The 20,743-nt window shown below is 69.1% G+C and carries 17 protein-coding genes; 2 read left to right on the forward strand and 15 right to left on the reverse strand.

What is annotated here, in order from left to right; genetic code table 11:
* Window positions 1-19 precede the first annotated feature (19 nt).
* The 10 genes from ACPCHZ_RS07155 to ACPCHZ_RS07200 all read right to left on the reverse strand — a co-directional run bounded on the left by ACPCHZ_RS07155 (window position 20) and on the right by ACPCHZ_RS07200 (window position 15,045).
* A complete protein-coding gene (locus ACPCHZ_RS07155; RefSeq protein WP_423484673.1) occupies window positions 20-841 on the reverse strand; it encodes an alpha/beta fold hydrolase in 822 nt (273 codons plus the stop codon).
* 225 nt (window positions 842-1,066) lie between these two features.
* A complete protein-coding gene (locus ACPCHZ_RS07160) occupies window positions 1,067-2,113 on the reverse strand; it encodes an alpha/beta fold hydrolase (protein WP_423484108.1) in 1,047 nt (348 codons plus the stop codon).
* Between the two features lie 187 nt (window positions 2,114-2,300).
* Entirely contained in the window at window positions 2,301-5,240 is a 2,940-nt protein-coding gene (locus tag ACPCHZ_RS07165; protein WP_423484109.1) for an RND family transporter, read from the reverse strand.
* Between the two features lie 121 nt (window positions 5,241-5,361).
* A complete protein-coding gene (locus ACPCHZ_RS07170; protein ID WP_423484110.1) occupies window positions 5,362-6,720 on the reverse strand; it encodes a hypothetical protein in 1,359 nt (452 codons plus the stop codon).
* A 27-nt stretch (window positions 6,721-6,747) separates the two neighbouring features.
* Window positions 6,748-8,100: a hypothetical protein gene (locus ACPCHZ_RS07175; protein WP_423484111.1), complete on the reverse strand. Its 1,353-nt coding sequence runs from the start codon at window positions 8,098-8,100 to the stop codon at window positions 6,748-6,750.
* 28 nt (window positions 8,101-8,128) lie between these two features.
* Entirely contained in the window at window positions 8,129-9,469 is a 1,341-nt protein-coding gene (locus ACPCHZ_RS07180; protein ID WP_423484112.1) for a hypothetical protein, read from the reverse strand.
* 96 nt (window positions 9,470-9,565) lie between these two features.
* Window positions 9,566-10,945, reverse strand: coding sequence for a hypothetical protein (locus tag ACPCHZ_RS07185; protein WP_423484113.1), 1,380 nt, complete (start codon window positions 10,943-10,945; stop codon window positions 9,566-9,568).
* A 16-nt stretch (window positions 10,946-10,961) separates the two neighbouring features.
* Window positions 10,962-12,425, reverse strand: coding sequence for a condensation domain-containing protein (locus ACPCHZ_RS07190; RefSeq protein ID WP_423484114.1), 1,464 nt, complete (start codon window positions 12,423-12,425; stop codon window positions 10,962-10,964).
* Between the two features lie 107 nt (window positions 12,426-12,532).
* The gene (locus tag ACPCHZ_RS07195; protein ID WP_423484115.1) at window positions 12,533-13,837 is read right to left on the reverse strand and encodes an MFS transporter; all 1,305 of its coding nucleotides are present in this window, start codon (window positions 13,835-13,837) and stop codon (window positions 12,533-12,535) included.
* Window positions 13,838-13,932: 95 nt separating this feature from the next.
* Complete coding sequence (locus ACPCHZ_RS07200; RefSeq protein WP_423484116.1) at window positions 13,933-15,045, reverse strand: NDMA-dependent alcohol dehydrogenase; 1,113 nt, start codon at window positions 15,043-15,045, stop codon at window positions 13,933-13,935.
* A 94-nt stretch (window positions 15,046-15,139) separates the two neighbouring features.
* Here ACPCHZ_RS07200 and ACPCHZ_RS07205 point away from each other — a divergent pair, with 94 nt between their 5' ends.
* The gene (locus tag ACPCHZ_RS07205; protein WP_423484117.1) at window positions 15,140-15,343 is read left to right on the forward strand and encodes a zinc-ribbon domain-containing protein; all 204 of its coding nucleotides are present in this window, start codon (window positions 15,140-15,142) and stop codon (window positions 15,341-15,343) included.
* Window positions 15,344-15,370: 27 nt separating this feature from the next.
* On the opposite strand, the gene ACPCHZ_RS07210 is transcribed toward ACPCHZ_RS07205, so the two are convergent.
* The 5 genes from ACPCHZ_RS07210 to echA20 all read right to left on the reverse strand — a co-directional run bounded on the left by ACPCHZ_RS07210 (window position 15,371) and on the right by echA20 (window position 19,897).
* Window positions 15,371-16,276, reverse strand: coding sequence for a hypothetical protein (locus tag ACPCHZ_RS07210; protein ID WP_423484118.1), 906 nt, complete (start codon window positions 16,274-16,276; stop codon window positions 15,371-15,373).
* A 133-nt stretch (window positions 16,277-16,409) separates the two neighbouring features.
* Entirely contained in the window at window positions 16,410-17,480 is a 1,071-nt protein-coding gene (gene ipdC / locus ACPCHZ_RS07215) for a (3aS,4S,5R,7aS)-5-hydroxy-7a-methyl-1-oxo-octahydro-1H-indene-4-carboxyl-CoA dehydrogenase (protein ID WP_423484119.1), read from the reverse strand.
* Window positions 17,477-18,226: a cholesterol ring-cleaving hydrolase subunit IpdB gene (gene ipdB / locus ACPCHZ_RS07220; RefSeq protein WP_423484120.1), complete on the reverse strand. Its 750-nt coding sequence runs from the start codon at window positions 18,224-18,226 to the stop codon at window positions 17,477-17,479. The genes ipdC and ipdB overlap by 4 nt, the downstream gene beginning before the upstream one ends.
* Window positions 18,223-19,101 (reverse strand): cholesterol ring-cleaving hydrolase subunit IpdA, encoded by an 879-nt coding sequence (gene ipdA, locus ACPCHZ_RS07225; protein ID WP_423484121.1) that lies wholly within the window; start codon window positions 19,099-19,101, stop codon window positions 18,223-18,225. The genes ipdB and ipdA overlap by 4 nt, the downstream gene beginning before the upstream one ends.
* 34 nt (window positions 19,102-19,135) lie before the next feature.
* The gene (gene echA20, locus ACPCHZ_RS07230) at window positions 19,136-19,897 is read right to left on the reverse strand and encodes a (7aS)-7a-methyl-1,5-dioxo-2,3,5,6,7,7a-hexahydro-1H-indene-carboxyl-CoA hydrolase (protein WP_423484122.1); all 762 of its coding nucleotides are present in this window, start codon (window positions 19,895-19,897) and stop codon (window positions 19,136-19,138) included.
* 67 nt (window positions 19,898-19,964) lie between these two features.
* Between echA20 and ACPCHZ_RS07235 the strand changes: the two genes are divergently transcribed.
* Entirely contained in the window at window positions 19,965-20,741 is a 777-nt protein-coding gene (locus ACPCHZ_RS07235) for an SDR family oxidoreductase (RefSeq protein ID WP_423484123.1), read from the forward strand.
* The last annotated feature ends 2 nt before the right edge of the window (window positions 20,742-20,743 follow it).

A 20,743-nucleotide genomic window follows, 5' to 3' on the forward strand; every position in this document is an offset into this window, starting at 1 on the left:
AATGGCTCGCCGGGAATGGCTACGCGGCGACCGGCATGTCCGCGGCGGCTGCGGCGACGAACTCGTCGATCAGTCCGGCCACCGTCTCGGGGCGTTCGGTCGGCGGATGGTGGTGCACACCGGCCATGACGTGCAGCCGGCTGTTCGGTAGCAGCCGGTGGGCCGCACGGGCATGTTCGACGGGGATCACCCGGTCCTCGTCGCCGCTGATGATCAGCGCAGGCATGGTGTCGCACAACTTGTTCAGGGCCGACACCGCCTGACCGCGGAAGTCGACGACCGATCGCAGCGTGCGCAGGAAGGCCTGCCGGTGATCCCGGTTCGACAGGGACGGGCGGGCGGTGAAGCGGTCAGCGGAACCCGTCATCGCCCGCACCGCGTTGCCGGCGAAGATCGCAGCCCGCGATGCGAGGACCGGCAGGACGAGTTCGGAGCCCGGCAGCGACAGCAGGCGCAGCACGCGGCCGACGTCGCCGCCGAAGCCGCCGCTGCTGATCAGCACCATCCGGTCGCAGTACTCGCCGTGCTGATGGGCGAACTGCATCGCGATGCCGCCGCCGAGGGAATGTCCGACGACGGTGACGCGGGAGACGCCGAGGGTGTCCAGGAAGTCGCGGAGCAGTACGGCGAACGCGCCCACCGAGTAGTCGCCGCGCGGCTTGTCGGATGCGCCGTGGCCGAGCAGGTCCGGGGCGATCACCCGGTACTTCCTGGCCAGCAGCGGGATCACGCCGCTCCAGGTCTGCGAACTGCCCCCCATGCCGTGCACCAGCAGCACCACCTCGCCTTCGCCCTCGTCGCGGTACGCCAGGCGGTCACCGTGCAAGGTCATGGTCTTCAGCCGCTCGTCCACCGCGCTGATCACGGCGGCCGGCTGGGCGTCACGCCCGGGCAGTGAGGCGACGGCCGGGGCCGCCGCGAAGGCTGCGCATGCGGCTGCGCCGACCAACAGGCTCTTCATGGCGTTCATACGCTTGCTCCGATTGTGCGGGTTCCCGTGTGAGGAACGTCTTTCGATTGATCTCTACGATATGAGTTGCTGGTCAACACTTCTCGCTTGTGCGCACTACCGGCCACAAGCAACGATGTCCGCGTTCTGTGCATTGTGTGCGACGAGTGTCAGGTGCCGTTTCGTTCTGCCGGGCAGGGAAGTCCGTGACGTACGGCGCATCTCCATCGCGCGGCCGATGACGTCGCTGACGCACTCGGCGGCCTCCTGCGGCAGCAGGTGGCCCGCGGTGGGGTGGTGCAGATGGACGGCACCCGGGATGGCGGCGGCGATCTCCCGGGAATGCACTGCCGGGGTGAGGATGTCGGCGCCGCCGCTCACGACGAACGTCCTCGCGGTGATCCTCCCGAGAGATCTGGACACGTCGTAGCTCCGCAGGCTCGGCAGGAAGCCCGCCGCCGTGGTGAGCAGGGTTCGGCGGACGGCTGCTGCGGTGACACCGCTGACCGTGGTGTCGTCGCCGGCGAACATCGCCAGTGCGTCACCCAGTGGCCGCATGATCGCCTGGCCGGCCGTGTCCATGGCAGGTATGCGGCGGACGAGTCCGAACAGGGCTCCGGTGGCGGGTGTCGCCAGCAGCCGCGGGACGCCGTGTCCGGCGAGTCCGCCGGCGGCGGTGCCGACGAGCACGAGGGCGTCCGGATCGACGGGGCGGTCGCCGGCGGGCCGGGCGAGATACGCCAGCGCGGTCATCCCGCCCATCGAGTGGCCCGCGACCGTGAGTGGGCCGGTGATGTCGGATGCCGCCAGGATTTCGGCGAGATCGGTTGCCAGCCGCTCGATCCGGTAGGTGGGCATCGGTGCGGCGGCCGATCGGCCGTGGCCGCGGTGGTCGTAGGTGATGATGCGAATGCTGCCGCCGAACCTACGGCGCAGCCGGCACACCTGAGGAGCCCAGCTCTGTTGCGAGAGGAGCAGGCCGTGCAGCAGGACGACCGTCGGCGCGTCGGCGTGGTCGGCGCGGTGGTCACGCATCGCCAACCGCACGCCGTCGCTCGTCACGACGGTGCGTTCGACGACGGCGCGTTCGACGTAGTCGGCGCCGCCTGACGCATCCGCCCGAAAGGCGTTGGGCGCCAGCTCGTGCTCGGGTGCGATCGACATGGTGGGCTCCTCGACATCGTTGATGTCCTGAACCTACGGGCGGCCGATCATGCTGGCGCGCTTGTGCTTACAACCCACGTTGAACCCGAATTCACGCTTCTGCGCATTGCGCTCAGCGAGTGTTCCGACGCACGAAAGGAGGGCCGCCCGATGGCGGCCCTCCTGTGCGGCTATCCGGCGGGGCCGGTCACCTCCGGTGCCGGGCCACCGCGCCCGGCCTCGCCGGCCACCAGTTCGCCGGTCCGAGCAGCGTCGCCAGCGCAGGCACCGTGATCGTCCGCACCACGAAGGTGTCGATCAGCAGGCCGACACCGATGATGAAGCCGGTCTGCACCATGGTGCTGAGGCTGCCGAACAGCAGTCCGAACATCGATGCGGCGAAGATGATCCCGGCCGATGTGATGACGCCACCGGTGGACCGGATGGCGCGGATGATGCCGGTGCGGATCCCCGATCCCGACTCTTCGCGGATGCGGGTGATCAACAACAGGTTGTAGTCGGCGCCGACGGCCACCAGCACGATGAATGCCGTCGCCGCGACACTCCAGTGGATCGACTGTCCGAGTAGCACCTGGAAGAACAGCACACCCACGCCCATCGCCGAGAGGAACGACAGCACCACGGAGACGATCAGGTAGAGCGGTGCCACCAGGGCCCGCAGCAGGAGCACCAGGATGAGGAACACCACGGCCAGCGTGACGGCGATGATCAGCTCCACGTCGCTGTTGTAGTCGCTGCGGATCGTGCTGTACATCGCGGTGGTGCCGACCATCGAGATCGTGGCGTCCGACAGCGAGGTGTTGGGCTGTGCTCCTCGGGCGGTGTCCAGGATCGACGACACCTGGTCCATCGCGTTGGTGCTGAACGGGTCGAACGTCGTCTCGACCGTGTACCGCGCCGAATGCCCGTCGGGCGAGATGAACAGCTGCGCCGCCTTCTTGAAGTCGTTCGAGTCGAGCACCTGGCTCGGGATGTACATGCCCGCCATGGCCGGCGACGTCGCGTTCTGCTTCATCGACAGCAGCAGGTCGGACGCCTGGTTCAGGCCCGCACCCATCTTCTTGGTCTGGTCGACCAGGGTGTGCACGCCCGCGGCCAGTTTCGCACTGCCGTCGGCCAACTGGTCGGCTCCACTCTGCACCTGGGAGACCTCCGACTGGATGGTCGCTGCGCCACTGCCTGCGGCGTTGCGCAGCGTGTTGATCGCGGTGTCCAGCTGGCCGCTCAGGTTCTGCACCGTCGAGAGCATGCCGGGCGCGGCGGTCGAAGTGCTCGCGGGGATCACCTGGCCCAGAGCGGAGCGCCCGGCGCTGCACAGCGGATTGGCGGTGCACTGCGGCCCGTTCAGCTCGGACTGCATCTGGTTCACCGTCCCGGACGCCTGGGTGAGCGCCGCGGTACTCGAATTCGCCATCCCGCGAATCGAATCGACGAGGTTGGCCGCGGCATTGAGCTGGCCCTGCACCTGGCCCAGCGTCGAGGTGAGCCCGCTGACCGAGCCACTGGCACTGTGCACCTGATCGCGCACCGAGGCCAGGGTGGCGGCCAACTGGTCTGCGCCACTGGTCAGCGCATCGAGATCGCGGTCCTTGTCCGAGATCTGCGTCGATGCGCCGTGCAGCGCGTCGCCGACCTGGCCGGCCTGGTAGCTCAGCTTGGTCTGGTCCAACGGCTTGCCGTCGGGCCGGGTGATCCCACGCACCGCGGCGACGTTCGGCAGCTGGGACACCCGTTGCGCCATCTGCTCCATGTCCGCGAGGCTCTGCGCGGAGCGCAGGTCGTGCGGTGAGTGGATGTAGATGTACTGCGGCAGCAGCGCGCTCGTCGAGAAGTGGTCCTGCATCGCCGCGAACCCCACGTTGCTCTCCGCGGACTGCGGGAGCTGCAGCCGGTCGTTGAACGTCGGATGCAGGAACGCCGCACAGCCCGCCAGCGAGATCAACACCACCAGGCTGGCCGCCAGGTGCATCTTGGGCTTGCGGACGATGTTGACGGCCGAGCGCTGCCACAGCCGGCCGGTCAGCGAGCGCCGCGGCTTCACCCAGCCGCGCCGGCCTGCGAGCACGAGCACCGCGGGCAACAGGGTGATCGCGGCCAGCAGGGCAACGGCTATCGAGACGGCAAGGGCCGGGCCGACACTGGTGAACCAGGGCAGCTTGGCGAAGATCATGCCGAGGAACGTGACCGCGACGGTGGCCGCCGACGCGGCGATGACCTTGCCGATCGAACTCAGGGCCTTCCGCACCGCGGCGTCGGAATCCATTCCGTCACCGATGTACTCGTGGTACCGGCTGATCAGGAACACCGCGTAGTCGGTGCCCGCGCCGGCGACCATCGTGGTCATCAGCACCATCGTCAGCAGTGAGACGCTCAGACCCGCGTGGGTCAGCGCCGAGACCGCTCCTTCGGCCGTCGTCACCGAGACGCCGATCACGATCAACGGCAGCAGCACCGTGACGGGACGCCGGTAGATCACCAGCAGGATGGACAGCACCAGGATCATGGTGGCCAGTTCGATCAGGTGCATGTCGTGCTCACCGATGTTCGACAGGTCGCCCATCATCGCGGCCTGGCCGGTGACGTCGGCGGACAGCCCGGTGCCTTCGGTGGTGTGCTTGACGGTATCGGTGATCTGCCGGTAAGCGGCCGACGACTCGGGTGAGCCGGCAGGCGCCTTGAGTATCACCGCCATGTACGCCGCCTGATTGTCCTTGCTGACCATCAGCTGACGCAGGGGCGGGGTGGTGAGGTAGTCCTGGACACTCGCCACCTGGTCGGTGTCGGCGCGCAGCGTGGTGGCCACCTTGCGGTAGGTCGCCTCGTCGGCGGGTCCGAGGTCCTTCTTGTCGTTGTCGGTGAGGACGACGACCATGATGTTCTGGGCGGACTCGCCGAATTCCTTGGCCATCTGGTTGGTCGCCGCCATCGCGGCGGGCGGCAGCGGCTGCACCTGCTGGCTCTGCACCACCTTCGCGAGCGGAGTGCAGAACACACTCAGCACGATCAACAGCGCGACCCAGGCGCCGACCATGACCCATGGCGCGCGTACGACGAACCGACCCAGCGCGGAGAACGCGTCACCGGACGGCTTGGACTCGGCCCTGTGGGTGCCGGACTTTGTGAACACGGTGCGACCTTTCGCTGCGGTATGTGCTGGTAGAGCGAAGGTATGGCGCCGGGTAGCCCCGGGTCGCGCTTGTGAGCGATAGTCGCGACAAGCGACGATTACGGTGTTCTGCGCATTGCGCTCAGCGGGCCGCCGGTGCCGGCGAGGTGTCGACGCCGGTGAGCGAGAAGTCGCTCAGCGTGTCCGCCAGCTGCCGGCGCACCTCGGCGTTGGAGTTGGTTCGACCCGGCTGATATCCGGCGACAGACAGGAAGATCCGTCCGCCGACCCGTCCCGCGAGCATCGCCATCATTCCGCCCGTGCGGTGCATGAGCGAGCGGGTCATGCCGGGGCAGTTGGACTTGATGACGAAGCTGTCGGCGGCGGTGCCGTCGGGCCGGTAGACGTCGGGGTCGACCTCACCGAGGTTGGACGCGACGACACCCGTTGCGGCTCCGGCGGCCACCCCCGCCATCCGCTTGAGCAGCCACCGGGGGATCAGCGGCACCAGGGGCAGCAGCACCCAGCGCTCGTCGGGATTCGCGTCCCGCTGCGTGATCGCCTGTTTGGTCGCGGCGCGGATGGCGCGCAGTTCGGTCGTCGCGAGCGCGGGGTCGACCGTGAAGTCGACGTTGGTCACGGCGTTGGCGCGGGTGTCGTCCGGGGTGCGCTCGTTGACGGGCATCCCGACCGTGACCGCACCGTCCGCGGTGATTCGCCCCGCGCGCCGGGCGAGGCCCGCGGCGACGGCCGCCAGCAGGCTGTTGCTCGTGCCGCCGAGGGATTCGGCGCGGGCGTCCCAGTCGGCGGCGTCGATGAAGACCGTCGCCGTCGACAGTGTGATGGCTTCGTCGTCGCCGGTGAACTGCGCGGGCGGGGCGGTGGTCTGCGCCGCGGCTGATCCCTGGCCGCCGGTGCGTGCGCGCCGGGCCATGCGTGCTGCCGTGACGATGGCGCGACCGATGGCGGGGACGTCGCGCGCGGTCTGGCGGGCGTCCTCGCGGACGGCCCGCCATCGCGGACGGGAACCGGCGGCGGGCCAGGCGATGGTGTCGTCGCGACCGCACGCCGCGTCGGCCAGTGCCCGGAACAGCCCGACACCGTCGGTGAGGCTGTGCGAGATCAGCAGGCTCACACCGGCTCCGCCGTCGGTGAACGGCAGCACCGCGAGGTGCCATGCCGGGCCGTGTTCGGCGTCCAGCGGAGTGCCGGCCTGCTCGCGCAGCCACGCGTCGAATTCTTCGCGCGGCCGCGGGGTCGCGACGATCTCGAGCTCGGAGTGCGTGTCGGCCGCGACCCAGCGGTACCGGCCGAATGGCAGCGGTGAGCGTTCGATGAGGCGGGAGATCCGGCCGCGCTGCAGGTGGTGATGGAACCGGCGCACGCCGTCCAGGTCGATCGCGCGGTCGTAGACCCATACGGTCTGCAGCAGACCGGTGGCGCCGGTGACGCGTTCGCCGGTGAAGAAGGCCTGGTCGAAGAGGCCGAGTGTGTTGTCCATGATCCTGTGTCCTGTCTGTCGGTTCGGTCAGTGCGTTGCGGGCGCGGTGGTGGGCCAGCCGATGGTGGCGGGCAGTGCGAAGTCGGCCATGATCTGCGAAAGCATTTGGCGCAGTTCGATGTTGGTGGTGACGCTGTCCGGCTGGTAGGCGAGGACGGAGATGAAGACCCGTCCGTTCACCTCGGCCGAGATCAGCGCCATCATCCCGTTGGACAGCTGCACCGTCGCCTTGGTGACGCCGGGGCAGACCGACAGCAGGGACATGTAGTCGGCCGCGGTGCCGTCCGGGCTCGCGACGATCGAGGGTGCCGTCCCGAGCTGCGATGAGGCCACGCTGGTGGTGCTGGGCGTGTACACGTTGACCCAGCGCCGGACGAGCCGCCTGGGAAGCAGCGGAACCAGGGGCAGCAGGGCCATCCGCTCGTCGGGCGTGTCCTGGCGATGGATCAGCGCCTGCTTCGTCGCGGAGCGGATCTCGCTCAGGTCCGAGGTCGCTCGCGTCGCATCGACCGTGACGTCGACGTTGGTGACCGCGTTCGCGCGGGTGTCGTCGGCGGTCCGCTGGTTGACCGGGACTCCCAACGTGACCGTCCCCTCCGGGGTGACCCGTCCGGCCCGTTCGGCGAGCCGGGCGGCGACGCCCGCGAGCAGTGAGTTGCCGGTGCCGCCCAGCTCGGCGGCGCGGGCGTTCCAGTCGTCGGCGTCGACGAAGATGGTGGCCGTTGGGAGCGTGACGAGTTCGTCGGCTCCGGTGAGCGGCGCGGGCGGGGTCGGTGCTGTCGCACCGGTGCGGGCGCGGCGGGCCGCGCGGGCCGATCGCGCCGCGGCGACCAAGGCCCCGCGGACGGCCGGGATGTCGCGCGTGGTCTGACGGGCGTCCTCGCGCAGCGCCTGCCACCGCCGGCGCGAGCCGGCCGCGGGCGCGTCGATCGCGCTGTCGTAGCCCGAAGCCGCCTCCATGATGGCCAGGCAGCCGCCCATGCCGTCGGCGACGGTGTGGGAGACGACCAGGCTGACCCCGGCTCCGCCGTCGGTGAAGGGCAGCACGGCCAGATGCCATGGGGATCCGTGCTCGATGTCCAGCGGACGGTTCGCCTGTTCGGTGAGCCAGGCGTCGAATTCCGCACGCGGTCGAGGGGTCGCCACGAACTCGAGGTCGGACTGCGCACTCGACACCCAGCGGTGCCGGCCGAAGGGCAGCGGCGAACGTTCGATGCGGCGCGACAGCCGGCCGTTGGCGAGGTGGTGGTGAAACCGGTGCAGACCGTCGACGTCGACGGCGCGGTTGTAGATCCAGACCACCTGGCCGCGGCTGTTGGCGCCGGTGGCCCGCTCGAAGTCGAAGACGGCCTGGTCGACCAGGTCGAGTACGTTGCTCATCGTCGTCATTCCTTTTCCGGATCGTGGGTTATGCGGAGAGTTCGGACAGTCCGGCCGTCAAGCCGAAGGAGGCCGCGAGACCGAAGTCGTTCAGGGCATGCGAGATGTGTTCGTGCAGGGCGTCGTTCGAGTTGTCGCTGCCCGGCTGGTAGGAGAGCACCGAGACGAAGACCGTGTCTTCCGTGCGTCCCGACAGCAGTACCAGCAGGCCGCCGAGGCGGTGCATGACCGCTTCGGTCACTCCCTTGCCCAGTGATCTCATGACGAAGCGGTCGGCGGGCGTGCCGTCCGGCCGGTGGGCGGCCGGGTCGACGTCGCCGAGGTTCGACGAGACGACGCTGGTGGGGCTGCCGGCCGACACGCTCACCACCCTCCGGATCAGCCACTGCGGGAGCAGCGGAGCCAGGGGCAGCAGTGCGAACCGCTCGTTGGGCGCCTCCTGGGAGCGGGTCAGCGCTTCTTTGATCGCCGCCCGGATGCCGCGCAGATCCGTCGTCACCGGTGTGGGATCGACGGTGAAGTCGACGTTGGTGATGGCGTTGGCGCGGGTGTCGCCGGCTTCACGCCGGTTGACGGGCAACGTGAGATCGACTGCGCCAGCGGGGGTGACGCGTCCCATTCGTTGGGCCAGGTGCGCCGCGAATCCGGCGAGCAGCCCGTTGCTGGTGCCCCCGAGCGACGCCGCGCGCCTGTCCCAGTCGTCGGCGTCGATGAAGATGGTGGCCTTCGGAAAGGTGATGACGTCGTCGGACCCGGTGGACGGCGCCGCGGCCGCGTCGGAGGTACTGCTGCGCGTGGCGAAGCGTGCCGCGGAGACGGCGGCGCGGCCGATGTCCGGGAGGTCCCGTGCGGTCCGGCGGGCGTCCTCGGCCAGCGCCTTCCACAGCGGTCGCTTCCCGGCCGCCGGCCAGGTGATCGGGTCGTGTCGACCGCATGCCGCGTCCGCCAGCGCCTCGCACAGCCCCACACCGTCGGTCAGGCAGTGGGAGATGACCAGGCTCACGACGGCGCCGCCGTCGGTGAGGGGCATTGCGGCGAGGTGCCATTCGGGCCCGTCTTCGGCGTCGAGGACGGTCGCGGTCTGCTCGGCCGACCATGCGTCGAGATCTTCGCGCGGCCGCGGCGTCTCGACGATCTCCAGGGTCGAGCGGCCGCTCGCCGACACCCAGCGGTGGCGGCCGAACGGTAGGGGAGACGATTCGATACGGCGCGACAGCCGGCCCCGCTGGAGATTGCGGTAGAAGCGCTGCAGCCCGTCCATGTCGAGGGCGCGGTCGTACACCCAGATGCACTGCAGCATGTTGGTGGTTCCGGTCGCGCGCTCACCGGCGAAGGTCGTCTGGTCGTAGAGGTCGAGAACGTTGCTCATTTTCCGTAAGTCCCTTCCGGTGAACTGAATTCGTTCAGTGAGATCGAACCTACGGCGGGCCGGAGCGAGAGTCGCGGTTGTGGGCGATAGTCGGGATTAGTCTCGATTTTCGCGGTTGTGCGCATTGTGCGCAGCGGCCGTCGTCCGGTGCCATCCAGCGGTCGGCGTCAGCGCGAAGTCGCTGAGGGCATCCGAGATGTGCTGCTGCAGCGATGCATCCGACTCCGGATGCTGTGGCTGATAGCCAACCACCGAGACGAAGACCCGGTCACCGGCGCGTCCGGACAGCACCGACAGCACGCCGCCCTGCCGTCGCATCATCGCCGTGGTCATTCCCGACTGCAGCGATCGCATGGCGAAGTGGCCGGCGTCGGTGCCGTCGGGACGGATGACGGCGGGGGCGACGAGGCCGACGTTGGATGCGCCGACGCTCGCCGCACTGTTGGTGGCCGCGCCCACCCATTGCCTGCGGAGGCGCTCGGGGGTGAGCGGGATCAGCGGCAGCAGTGTCCACCGCTGGTCCGGCTGCTGCGCCGAGCGTGTCAGCGCGTTCTTGGTGGCGGCACGGATCGGGCGCAGATCCGTCGCCGCGGCGGAGGGGTCGACGGCGATGTCGACGTTCGTGATCGCGTTGGCGCGGGTGTCACCGGCGCAACGCCTGCTGATCGGCATCGTCAGCGTGACCGAACCGTCCGCGGCGATGCGGTCCACCCGCTGGGCGAGGCGGGCGGCGACGGCCGCGAGCAGCGTATTGCTGGTGCCTCCCAGCGCGTTCGCGCGGGCATCCCACTCGTCGGCGTCGACGAAGACCGTGCTCGCCGGAACGGTGACGGGTTCGTCGACCTCCGCCGCGGCGGCGACCGGCTCCGCTGTGCCCGGGCCGCTCCTGATGAATCGGGCCGCCGCGGCGGCGGCACGGGCAACGGCCGGCACGTCGCGTAGGGTCTGACCGGCATCCTCGCGGATGGCACGCCAGCGCGTACGCGACTGAGCCGACGGCCAATTCACCGTCGCCTCGGTGCCGGATGCGGCATCCGCAACCGCCTCGCACAGGCCGACCGCGTCGGTGACACAGTGTGAGGCGACCAGACTGATCCCGGTGCCGCCGTCGGTGAACGGCAGCACGGCGAGATGCCATCCGGGTCCGTGTTCGGCGTCCAGCGCGGTATCGGCCTGCTCGGCCAGCCAACCGTCGAACGCGGCGCGGGGCCGCGGCGTCGCGGCGACCTCCAACGGGGAGCTTCCACCGGGGGAGACCCAGCGGTACCGGCCGAACGGCAACGGGGACACCTCGACGCGACGCGCCAGCCGGCCCCGCCGCAGATGATCGTGAAAGCGCCGCAGTCCGGCGATGTCGACCGGCCGGTCGTACACCCACACGCACTGGATCAGGCTGGTGGTGCCCGCCGCCCGCTCGAGGCTGAAGATGGTGTGATCCACCAGGTCCAGTACGTTGTTCTGCTCTTCGGCGCCCATGTCTGCTGCATTCCTCTCAGTTCGCGCCCGTGCACACGACGCACGAGTCGCTGGTGTTGGCGTGATGGGCGACCTGCTCGATCCACTCCACGGTGGTCTGCGCGGCGTCCGCGAACGCCCGGCTCAGGGTCGCGATGTAGCGGTGCACAGACTTCCGCGCGACGGCGTTGTCCGGATATGACACGGTGATGGTGGTCTTGGTGGCGTGCCGGTTGATCCAGATGTTGATCTCGCCGTAGTTCAGGTTGTCACCGTAGGTGCCGAAGTTGGTCTCGTCCCACAGGGCGGCGACAGGGATCTTGCGGAAGTCCATGTAGGACAGCATCATCAGCGGTCGCCCAGGCGGCTTGATATCGATGCCCGCCGCTGCCGCCAGCTCGAGCATGCGGTCGATCGGCACGCCTGCGAGGTGCTTGGCCGCGTCGAACGATGCCTGGGCTGCACGGGCAGCGTCGGAGAACACCCGGCTCGCGGACGGCACGGTGACGGGGAACAGGCTGGCGAACCAGCCCACCGTCATCGCGTCGACGCCCGGTGTGCGGGTGTCGTAGGGCGTGAAGCCGCGGAAGATCCCGGTTCCCGCCAATTCACGCTCGGCGATCGCGGCGCAGGCCATCATGCCGCCGACGAATCGGGCGCCCGCGGCCTGGCACGCGGTGTCGAACGCCTCGGTGGCGGTGTCGTTCAACATCTCGACCGTCACGAAGCTGCCCGTGTTGTCGCCGTGGGTCTCACCGATCGGCAGGGGGAAGCTCGGCCAGTCGCCGTCGGCGTCCTGCGCGAAGTCGATCCATTCTTCGACCTCGGCCGAGGACTCGGTCAGGGCGTCCAGCGCGGCGTGCTGGCGGACGGCGAAGTCGCGGTAGCTGCTCACCGGGGCGAGGGTGCCGTCCACCTGTCCGTCACCCGATGCGAGGTGGTGGTAGAGCAGGTGGATGTCGAAAAAGATCAGCCCGGCCGAGGTGCCGTCGATGTGGAGATGGTCGATGCTGGCGTAGAACGTGAAATACCCGGCGTGCTGCACGATGCCGAAGGTGAAGCAATCCCACTGCAGCGTCTCGGGTGTCGTCGTCAGCGCGTGCGATCGCACCTGCTCTTCGGTCATGTAGCCGAATTCCACCGAGACGAGCTCGATCGCCTCGGGATCGTCGATCGTGCGGCGCACGAAGGCGCCGTCGGTGTACTCGAACCAGTCGTGGTACGCGTCGTGCCTGCGGACGTGCGCATTGATCGCGGTCGTCATCGCCGCGATGTCGCAGACGCCATGAATGTCCCAGGCCACCACCATCAGGCGGGGGAGCTGCCGGCCGGAGGCCTTGCTGTCGTAGGCCTTCCGGAGGTGATGCGCCCGCTGGTACGTCGGCGGGATGTCACTGCGGCGGGCGGCCTTGGCGGCGGCGCGCGAGGCGGGTGAGGCCATCCAGGTAGTGACCGGGCCGTCCGACGGCTGCCAGCCATTGATGTTGCCCAGTGCGACCATGTCGAAACTCCCTGCCTCTGAGTGCCTTTGCGTGTGCTGCTGATCTGAACCTAGGACGCTGCGTGCGGTGTGGCCCGCTTGTGCGCACAAGTCGCCGAAGTGGGCGATTAACTGCTTTCGTGCGTTGTGCTCATCGCGGCGCCCATCGTCTCGGGCAGTAGGTAGGTGCTGACGAGGCTGGTGACGACGAGGACTCCGAGCAGCGTGCCGATGCCGACGGCGCCGAAGGTGGCCGTGAGCGGTGCCGCGATCAGCGGCGGTATCGCCCCGCCGACCAGTCCGGCGATGTTGAGCGCGAGACCCGCGCCGCTGTAGCGGTAGCGGGTCGCGAACGTCTCGGTGATGAAGGCCCCCATCGGGCCGTAGGACGCACCGGCGATCGCGTAGGTGCCGACGATCGCAAGGGTGTACCAGACCGTGTTGCCGGTGTCGACGAGCGGGAAGAGCACGAACGCCCACGGCACGCCCGCGGCGAACGCAGCCATGATGACGCGCCTGCGCCCGAAGCGGTCGCAGGCGATCGCCGACAGGGCGCAGAACGTCATCGCCGTGATACCGCCGAGCACGTTGACGCTCAGGATCAGGTCGGGGGAGAAGCCCAGTCCGGTGTGGGCGTAACCGGTCAGATAGGCGTTCGCGATGTAGCCGAACGCGAAGAATCCGACCATGCTGCCCGCGGCCAGCAGCACCTCACGGCGCTGATGGGTGAACAGGGCGGCGACGGGAGTCCTCGCGGGTCCACCGTGGGACAGCTGTTCGGCGAACACCGGCGTCTCGGCGACGTTGAGGCGTACGTACAGCGCGATCGCGACCAGTACGACGCTGAACAGGAACGGCACTCGCCACGCCCAGTCGAGGAACGCGTGGCTGGTCTCGCCGATCGTCGAGTTGACGGCGAGGAACACCAGGCTGCTCAACGTCAATCCGCTGCCCGCGCCCAGCGAGGTGAACATGCCGTACCGGCCGCGCGATCCGGCGGGCGCGTGTTCGGTGGCCAGCAGCGCGGCGCCCGCCCACTCCCCGCCGACGGCGAAGCCCTGGGCGAGTCGCAAGGCCAGCAGGATCACCGGCGCCGCCACACCGATGGTCGCGGCGCCGGGCACCAACCCGACCGCGACCGTCGACAGGCCCATGATGAGCAGCGTCGCGGTCAGCGTCGCCTTGCGGCCCAACCGATCACCGAAGTGACCGAAGAACGCCGCGCCGGCCGGACGCGAGACGAAGGCCGCCGCGAAAGTGGCCATCGACGCCACCGTCGCCATCGTCGGGCCGAGGTGCGGGAAGAACACCCTGGGGAACACCAGCGCCGCGGCGGTGCCGTAGACGTAGAAGTCGTAGTACTCGATCGCCGAGCCCACATAGCTCGCGACGGCCACGCGCTTCATGGACGCCGGCCTGGTCAGTGTGGTCATGCGCTGAAGTTATGGGCGGCGCCGACGCGCGTCGCGGTTGCGCGCACAACCCGCGTAGCGGGCGATCTGCGAGTTGTGCGCGTTCTGCTCAGTGGCTAGTGGTCGTGCACCACCACACCGCGGATGATCCGTCCGGCGAGCATGTCGTCGTAGGCCTCGTTGATCTCGCCGAGCTTGTATTCATGGGTGACCGTCTCGTCGAGCAGCAGCTGCCCCGTGCGGTACAGGCTCAGCAGCCGCGGGATGTCGGCGCGCGGATTCGCCTCGCCGTACAGGCTGCCCAGCAGCCGCTTCTGGAACAGCGTGAACATCGCCATCGGCAGTGTCGGCGTCACGTCGGCCATCGCGGCGATGCCGGTGAGCACCACCGCACCGCCCTTGCGGATGATCTCGAGGGCCTCGCCGATCATCGGCCCTTCGACGAGCCCGACGGTGAGGATCGCCGAGTCGGCCATGACGCCCTTGGTCAGGTCCGCCACCAGCGCGGTGGCCTCCGCCATCGACGTCGCGAAGTGCGTGGCGCCGAACTCGTGGGCCTTCTCCCGCTTGTCGGCGACGATGTCGACGACGACGATCCGCTCCGCGCCGGCCAACCGGGCGCCCTGGACCGCGCCGCTGCCGACCCCGCCGAGGCCGATGACCACCACGGTGTCGCCGGGCCGGACGTCCGCGGTGTTGACCGCGGAGCCCCAGCCGGTGGTCACGCCGCAGCCGATCAGGCAGGCCCGCGACAGCGGCAGGTCGTCGTCGATCTTGACCACCGACGCCTCGGAGACCACGCCGTACTGGGCGAACGTGCCGAGCAGCAGCGCGACGTTGACGTCCACATCACCGATGTGCCGCCGGTAGGTGCCGTCGAGCTGGGTGCCGTTGAGGATGTGCGCGCCCAGGTCGCAGAGGTTCTGCCTGCCGCTGGCGCACCACCGGCAGCGACCGCACGCGGGCAGGAACGACGCCACCACGTGATCGCCGGGTTTGAGGTCGCGGACGCCCGGGCCGACCTCCTGCACGATGCCCGCGCCCTCGTGGCCGCCGATCACGGGCATCGGGCTCGGGAAGTCGCCGGTGCGGCCGTGGTGGTCGGAGTGGCACAGCCCGGTCGCCTCGAACGAGACGAGGATCTCGCCGTCCTGCGGTGGGTCGAGGTCGACCTCCTCCACCGTCCAGTCGCCATTGACTTCCCACAGGACCGCGGCGTCCATCTTCATGGTCGCCGAGTCTAGGAACGCCCGGCGCGCTACATCGGCGATTGGACATCGCGGGTGGATCGGAGCCCGCCGCAGCGCCACCTACGCTGGTGTCGTGCTCTTCATCTTCGGCTTCGGCACCAAACAGCAGCACCTCGGCGCCGGCAGCGTCCGGACCTGCCCGCGCTGCGGCAACACCACGCAGTGGGCGCGGATGCGGGAGTTCAAGCAGTTCACGCTGTTCTTCGTGCCGGTCGCGCGGTGGAAGCGCAGGCAGTTCGAGGCGTGCGGCATCTGCGGCGCCGCCGTCGCCGTCTAGCGTCCTCGAGGTCGCCGAGTGTGAACGTCACGACGATTTCGGCCCGATTCCGTCGTGAGGGTCACACTCGGGCCGGCCGCGAGCCCGCAGCGCCTCCTCGACCCGCAGCACGTAGGTCGCGCGGCGGTAGCGGAGCAGGTCGCGGCTCACACGAATCACGTTCCAGCCCAGTGCCGTCAAGTCGAACTGCTTGTCGATGTCCCGTTGTCGCACGGCGGGGTCCGTCCAGTGCTGCGGACCGTCGTACTCGATGCCGACCTTGACCCTTTCGTAGGCCAGATCCAACCGGGCGACGAACGTCCCCCATTCGTCGAAGACATTGACTTGGGTTCGGGGTGCAGGCAGCCCGGCATCGACCAGTGCGAGCCGCGCAACGGTCCCTTGCGGCGACTCGGCGCCGCCGTCGACCAGTGGCAGGACGGCGCGCAATCGCCGGAGGCCGCGCACGCCGGGGTGCGCCGCCGCCAACCCCTCGACGGCCGCAGGGTCGAGCCTCGTGGCCGCGGCCAGCGCGTCGAGCCGCTGAACAGCCTGAACGCGGTGGATGGTGTGCCGCCCGATGTCGAATGCCGTACGCGCCGGACTGGTCACCGCCATGCGGTCGACCTCGACGCGCTCATCGTCGAGGAGTACGTCGGAACGGACGATCAGCATCGGCGGTGTCTTGCGATTGTCGTGGACCAGCTCGGCCGGCTGCCGCCCGTCGATCCATTTGGTCCCGAGCATCGCTGCTGCGGACAGGCCGGCGACGACCCCTCGGCGCTTGGACCACAGCCAGGCCGCCTCGGCGCGCTCACGTGCGGACGGCTCGGAGCCCGTCGGCACGTAGACGCCCGGATAGAGCTGCAGGTATCTGCGGCGCAGCGTCCGCTCTGGGATCACCCGCGCTGCGATGGCTTCGGCACCGACGATCGGGCGGCACGGGGCGGACATGTGTTGCAGCGTGCGGACCGCCACCGACACCGACGACGTCAGGTGAGGGAGTTGTCCACAGGTCGAGAGCCGCGAGTGCGAACGTCACGACGATTTTGGCCCAAGAACGTCGTGAGGTTCACGCTCGAGCGACTTACTGCACGTACGAGACCGCGGCCTGCAGGTGTTTCACGGCATCGGCGACGATGGTGTCGATCAACTCCGCGCACGACGGCAGATCGTCGAGGATCCCGGCCACCTGACCCGACGCCAGCACACCGGCGTCGGTGTTGCCCTCGACCAGGCCGGCCTTGAGCAGCATCGGGGTGTTCGCGGCCATCACCACCTGCGACCAGGTGAGGTCCTTGCCCTTCCGCATCGCCACACCGTCGCTGATCATCGACCGCCAGCTCATCTGTGTCATCTTCTTGAACTTCTGTGCGTTGCCGACCGCCGCGGCCAGACCCCGCACAGGAGATCCGCTCTCGAGCTTCTCGACCAGCCCGGTGCGCAGTACCCGGTGCGGCATCCCGTCGACCCGGGTCGACACCACCGTGCCATCCAGCGCGGCCTCGAGATAGCGCCGCTTCACCGCCTCGGGCACCGTCGAATCCGAGGTCAGCAGGAAGCGGGTGCCCATCGCGACGCCGGCCGCACCGTAGGACAGCGCCGCGGCCAACCCGCGGCCGTCGAAGAACCCGCCGGCGGCGATCACCGGCATGCCGGTGTCCTTGACGGCGTCGAGCACCGACGGAAGCAGCAACGTGGTCGCGACGGGGCCAGTGTGTCCGCCGCCCTCGCCGCCCTGCACGATCACCGCGTCGGCGCCCCAGCCGGCCACCTTCTTGGCGTGCTTGGCGGCGCCCACCGACGGGATCACCACCACACCCGCGTCCTTGAGGCGGGCGATCAGCTCGGGTTTGGGCGCCAGCGCGAACGAGGCCACCTTGACGCCTTCGCGGATGAGCAGGTCGACCCGTTCGTTGGCGTCACCGGCGTCGGCACGCATGTTGATGCCGAACGGCTTGTCGGTCGTCGACTTCACCTTGGTCACGGCGGTCTGCAGTTCGTCGAGCGTCATCGTCGCCGACGCGAGGATGCCCAGCCCGCCTGCGTTGGCCGTCGCCGACACCAGCCGCGCACCGGCGACCCAACCCATCCCGGTCTGTACCACCGGATGTTCGATACCGACCAGCTCGGTCAGCGGCGTCTGGAGCCTGCTCACGACCGGATCTCCCGGTCACGCAGTGACTTCGGGTCGATCACCTCTCGGATCAGGCGCAGTTCTTCGTCGGTGGGCAGCCGCGTCGGCTCGGCCGAATCGAGGCCGTGCACCTCGAAGCCGGTGTTCTCGGCGACCTGGCCTGCGTCGACGCCGGGGTGCAGCGACACCGCGCGCATCTGCCGGTCCGGGCCGTTGAAGTCGAACACCCCGAGGTTGCTCACCACCCGGAAGACGTTGGTGAACCGGTATGCCGGGTTCTCGGGATCGACCTTGTCCCAGCCGATTCCGGACACGATGTCGACGGACTCGCCGAACACCCGCGAGCTGTGTCCGCCGACCCAGTAACTGGTCGCGTGGTTGATGGTGTTGCCGGGTGCGCCGCGGACGCCGAACATCTGCCGCTTCGGCTGCTGGATCGGGCCGAACGCCGAGAGGTTCTGGTTGCCGTACCGGTCGATCTGGTTGGCACCCATCACGACGTGCCGCCGCCCCCAGGTCAGCGTCTCGAAGACCCGGCCGAACGGCATCCACCCCTCGATCGCCCCGGTGGCGCCGAGTGCGGGTGTGTCGGCGAGCAGGCGGGCCTCGCCGTCGGTCAGCACGATGTCGGGGGAGAACGTCAGCCGCGCCAGGCGCGCGCCGACGGACACCATGTTGGCCATCGGGCTGACCATGATCTCGCCTGCGTCGCGGAACAGTTCGGCGCACGCGACGGCGCACACCTCGGCTCGGGTCGCGGCGGTCATGAGTTCTGCTCCTTGAAGTCGCGCACCGCGGCCTGGTAGTCGGCCTCGCTGCCGGACAGATAGGTGGCGACGAACGCCGCCCAGCTCTCGTCGGATCCGGCGGCCTCGGCATAGTGCCGCTGGAACTTCTCGTCGCGCCGGTAGTCGGGTTCGGCCGTGGTGAAGTGGGCGCCGTTGGGTGCTTCGACCACGGAGTCGACCATCATCCGGTTGATCAGGAGTGCCTGCGGCGGAACGGCCTTCACCAGCTCGTCGGTGGCCACCACCCGCTCGACCGACAGCAGCCGGCGCTCGGCCGACATCAGGAACAGGTCGTCGAAGTAGGGGTCGATGCCGGTGTAGGCCGCATTGCCCGCGGCGTCCCCGAGATTCATGTGCACCAGTGCCGCGTCGAGATTCAGCGCAGGCATCGCGACGAGTTCTTCGTATCCGTCGCCGGTCATATAGGGCGAGCGCACGGTCTTCAGTTCGTCGCCCCAGAACGCCCGTACGTCGCTGCCGAGGCCGGCGCGGATCGGCAGGAACGGCAGCCGTTGTGCCGCCGCCTGCAGGCCGCAGCGCAACATGCCCTCGTCCATCTCGCGGGCCTCGATGGCGCCGGACGTCCGGGCCTTGGCGAACCATGGATCGTAGAAGGGCGGGGAGTCCAGTGAGACGAAGCCGTAGTAGACCCGCTTGACCTTGCCCGCCGAGCACAACAGTCCGAGGTCCGGTCCGCCATAGGTGACGACGGTGAGGTCGGTGACGTCGGTGCGCAGCAGCGCCCGCACCAGGGCCATCGGTTTGCGCCGGGACCCCCAGCCGCCGATGCCGATCGTCATGCCGCTCTCGATCGAGGCGACGGCCTCGTCGGGCGTCGTCCGCTTGTCTGTCATCGAATCCCCGATCGCTTCGCTCGTGCCCGCCGGATCACCGTTCCCCGTCCTTCTTGCTGGTTCCCGCGAAGGCGTCCCGGTGTTCGTCGGACACGCCCGCGAGGTTCAGCTCGAAGGTGAAGCCCTGCTCCATGCGGTACCTGGCGTTCACCGGCTGCACGTCGATGAAGTTGAGCGCCTCTTTCGCGGCGCGGATCACGCGGGTGTCCTTCGACGCGATGTCGCGTGCGACGCGCAGTGCTGCCTCGTCGAGGTCCGCCCGCGGCACCACCTCGTGCACCGAGCCGAAGTGGTGCAGCGTGGCCGCGTCGACTCGCGCGGCGGTGAAGAACAGCCGGCGCATCATGTGCTGCGGAACCAGCCGCGACAGGTGGGTGGCCGCGCCGAGGGCGCCGCGCTCCACCTCCGGCAGCCCGAACGTGGCGTCGTCGGACGCGACGATGACATCGGCATTGCCGACCAGTCCGATGCCGCCGCCGACGCAGAACCCGTTGACGGCCGCGACCACCGGCACCGCACACTCGTACACCGCCCGGAAGGCTTCGTAGCAACCGCGATTGGCGTCGATGAGTGCGGTGAAGCCCTCGGTCTTCTGCATCTCCTTGATGTCGACGCCGGCGTTGAAGCCCTTGCCCTCGGCGCGCAGGATCACCACGTGGGTCGCGGTGCCGCGGCCCGCCGCGGTGAGGACGTCGGCGAGTTCGAACCAGCCGCGCGACGGGATCGCGTTGACCGGTGGGTAATCGACGGTGACCGAGACGATGCCCGGCTCGACGGTCGTGGACGTGATGGTCATCAATGACTCCTGGTGCACTTCAAAGGGGTCGCTACCTAAGCAAGCACTTGCTTGGTACGCTAGCACAGTGACCGACGCCGCTGGAATCAACCTGCAACTGGCCGGCCGGGTCGTCCTGGTGACCGGCGGGGTGCGCGGAGTGGGTGCAGGCATCAGCGCCGTGTTCGCCGGTCAGGGCGCCACGGTCGTGACGTGCGCGAGGCGGCCCGTCGACGGACTGCCCTACGAGTTCCACGCCTGCGACGTCCGCGACGACGACTCGGTGAAGGCCCTGATCGACACGATCGTCGAACGCCACGGCCGCCTCGACGTCGTGGTCAACAACGCGGGCGGATCGCCCTACGTGCCGGCCGCCGACGCTTCGGCGAAGTTCAGCGCCAAGATCGTCGGGTTGAATCTGCTGGGCCCGCTGTCGCTCTCGACGCACGCCAACGCGGTGATGCAGACACAGGACCGCGGCGGGTCGATCGTCAACATCGCCAGTGTCAGCGGCCGGCGCCCGACCCCGGGCACCGCGGCCTACGGGGCGGCGAAGGCGGGCATGGAGAGCATGACCACCACCCTGGCCGTCGAATGGGCGCCGAAGGTGCGGGTGAACTCGGTGGTGGTGGGCATGGTCGAGACCGAGCAGGCCGAATTGTTCTACGGCGACGCCGATTCCATCGCCGCCATCTCGCGCAACGTCCCACTCGGCCGGCTGGCCACCCCTGCCGACGTCGGCTGGGCCACGGCGTTCCTGGCGTCCGACGCCGCGTCCTACATCAGTGGCGCCTCACTGGAAGTACACGGTGGCGGTGAGCCGCCGCACTACCTGGCGACCACCACCGCCGACATCAAGCGATAAGG

The sequence above is a fragment of the Mycobacterium sp. NPDC050041 genome (assembly GCF_049541695.1).
In the GTDB taxonomy this organism is placed as follows: Bacteria; Actinomycetota; Actinomycetes; order Mycobacteriales; family Mycobacteriaceae; genus Mycobacterium.

What these genes read in the sequence shown, in the direction of transcription:
- ACPCHZ_RS07185 (WP_423484113.1), bottom strand. Translation starts at nt 10,945, where the DNA reads ATGGGCGCCGAAGAGCAGAACAACGTACTGGACCTGGTGGATCACACC.
- ipdA (WP_423484121.1), bottom strand. Translation starts at nt 19,101, where the DNA reads ATGACAGACAAGCGGACGACGCCCGACGAGGCCGTCGCCTCGATCGAG.
- echA20 (WP_423484122.1), bottom strand. Translation starts at nt 19,897, where the DNA reads ATGACCATCACGTCCACGACCGTCGAGCCGGGCATCGTCTCGGTCACC.
- ipdB (WP_423484120.1), bottom strand. Translation starts at nt 18,226, where the DNA reads ATGACCGCCGCGACCCGAGCCGAGGTGTGCGCCGTCGCGTGCGCCGAA.
- ACPCHZ_RS07190 (WP_423484114.1), bottom strand. Translation starts at nt 12,425, where the DNA reads ATGGTCGCACTGGGCAACATCAATGGCTGGCAGCCGTCGGACGGCCCG.
- ACPCHZ_RS07175 (WP_423484111.1), bottom strand. Translation starts at nt 8,100, where the DNA reads ATGAGCAACGTACTCGACCTGGTCGACCAGGCCGTCTTCGACTTCGAG.
- ACPCHZ_RS07200 (WP_423484116.1), bottom strand. Translation starts at nt 15,045, where the DNA reads ATGAAGATGGACGCCGCGGTCCTGTGGGAAGTCAATGGCGACTGGACG.
- ACPCHZ_RS07180 (WP_423484112.1), bottom strand. Translation starts at nt 9,469, where the DNA reads ATGAGCAACGTTCTCGACCTCTACGACCAGACGACCTTCGCCGGTGAG.
- ACPCHZ_RS07170 (WP_423484110.1), bottom strand. Translation starts at nt 6,720, where the DNA reads ATGGACAACACACTCGGCCTCTTCGACCAGGCCTTCTTCACCGGCGAA.
- ACPCHZ_RS07210 (WP_423484118.1), bottom strand. Translation starts at nt 16,276, where the DNA reads ATGTCCGCCCCGTGCCGCCCGATCGTCGGTGCCGAAGCCATCGCAGCG.
- ACPCHZ_RS07195 (WP_423484115.1), bottom strand. Translation starts at nt 13,837, where the DNA reads ATGACCACACTGACCAGGCCGGCGTCCATGAAGCGCGTGGCCGTCGCG.
- ACPCHZ_RS07160 (WP_423484108.1), bottom strand. Translation starts at nt 2,113, where the DNA reads ATGTCGATCGCACCCGAGCACGAGCTGGCGCCCAACGCCTTTCGGGCG.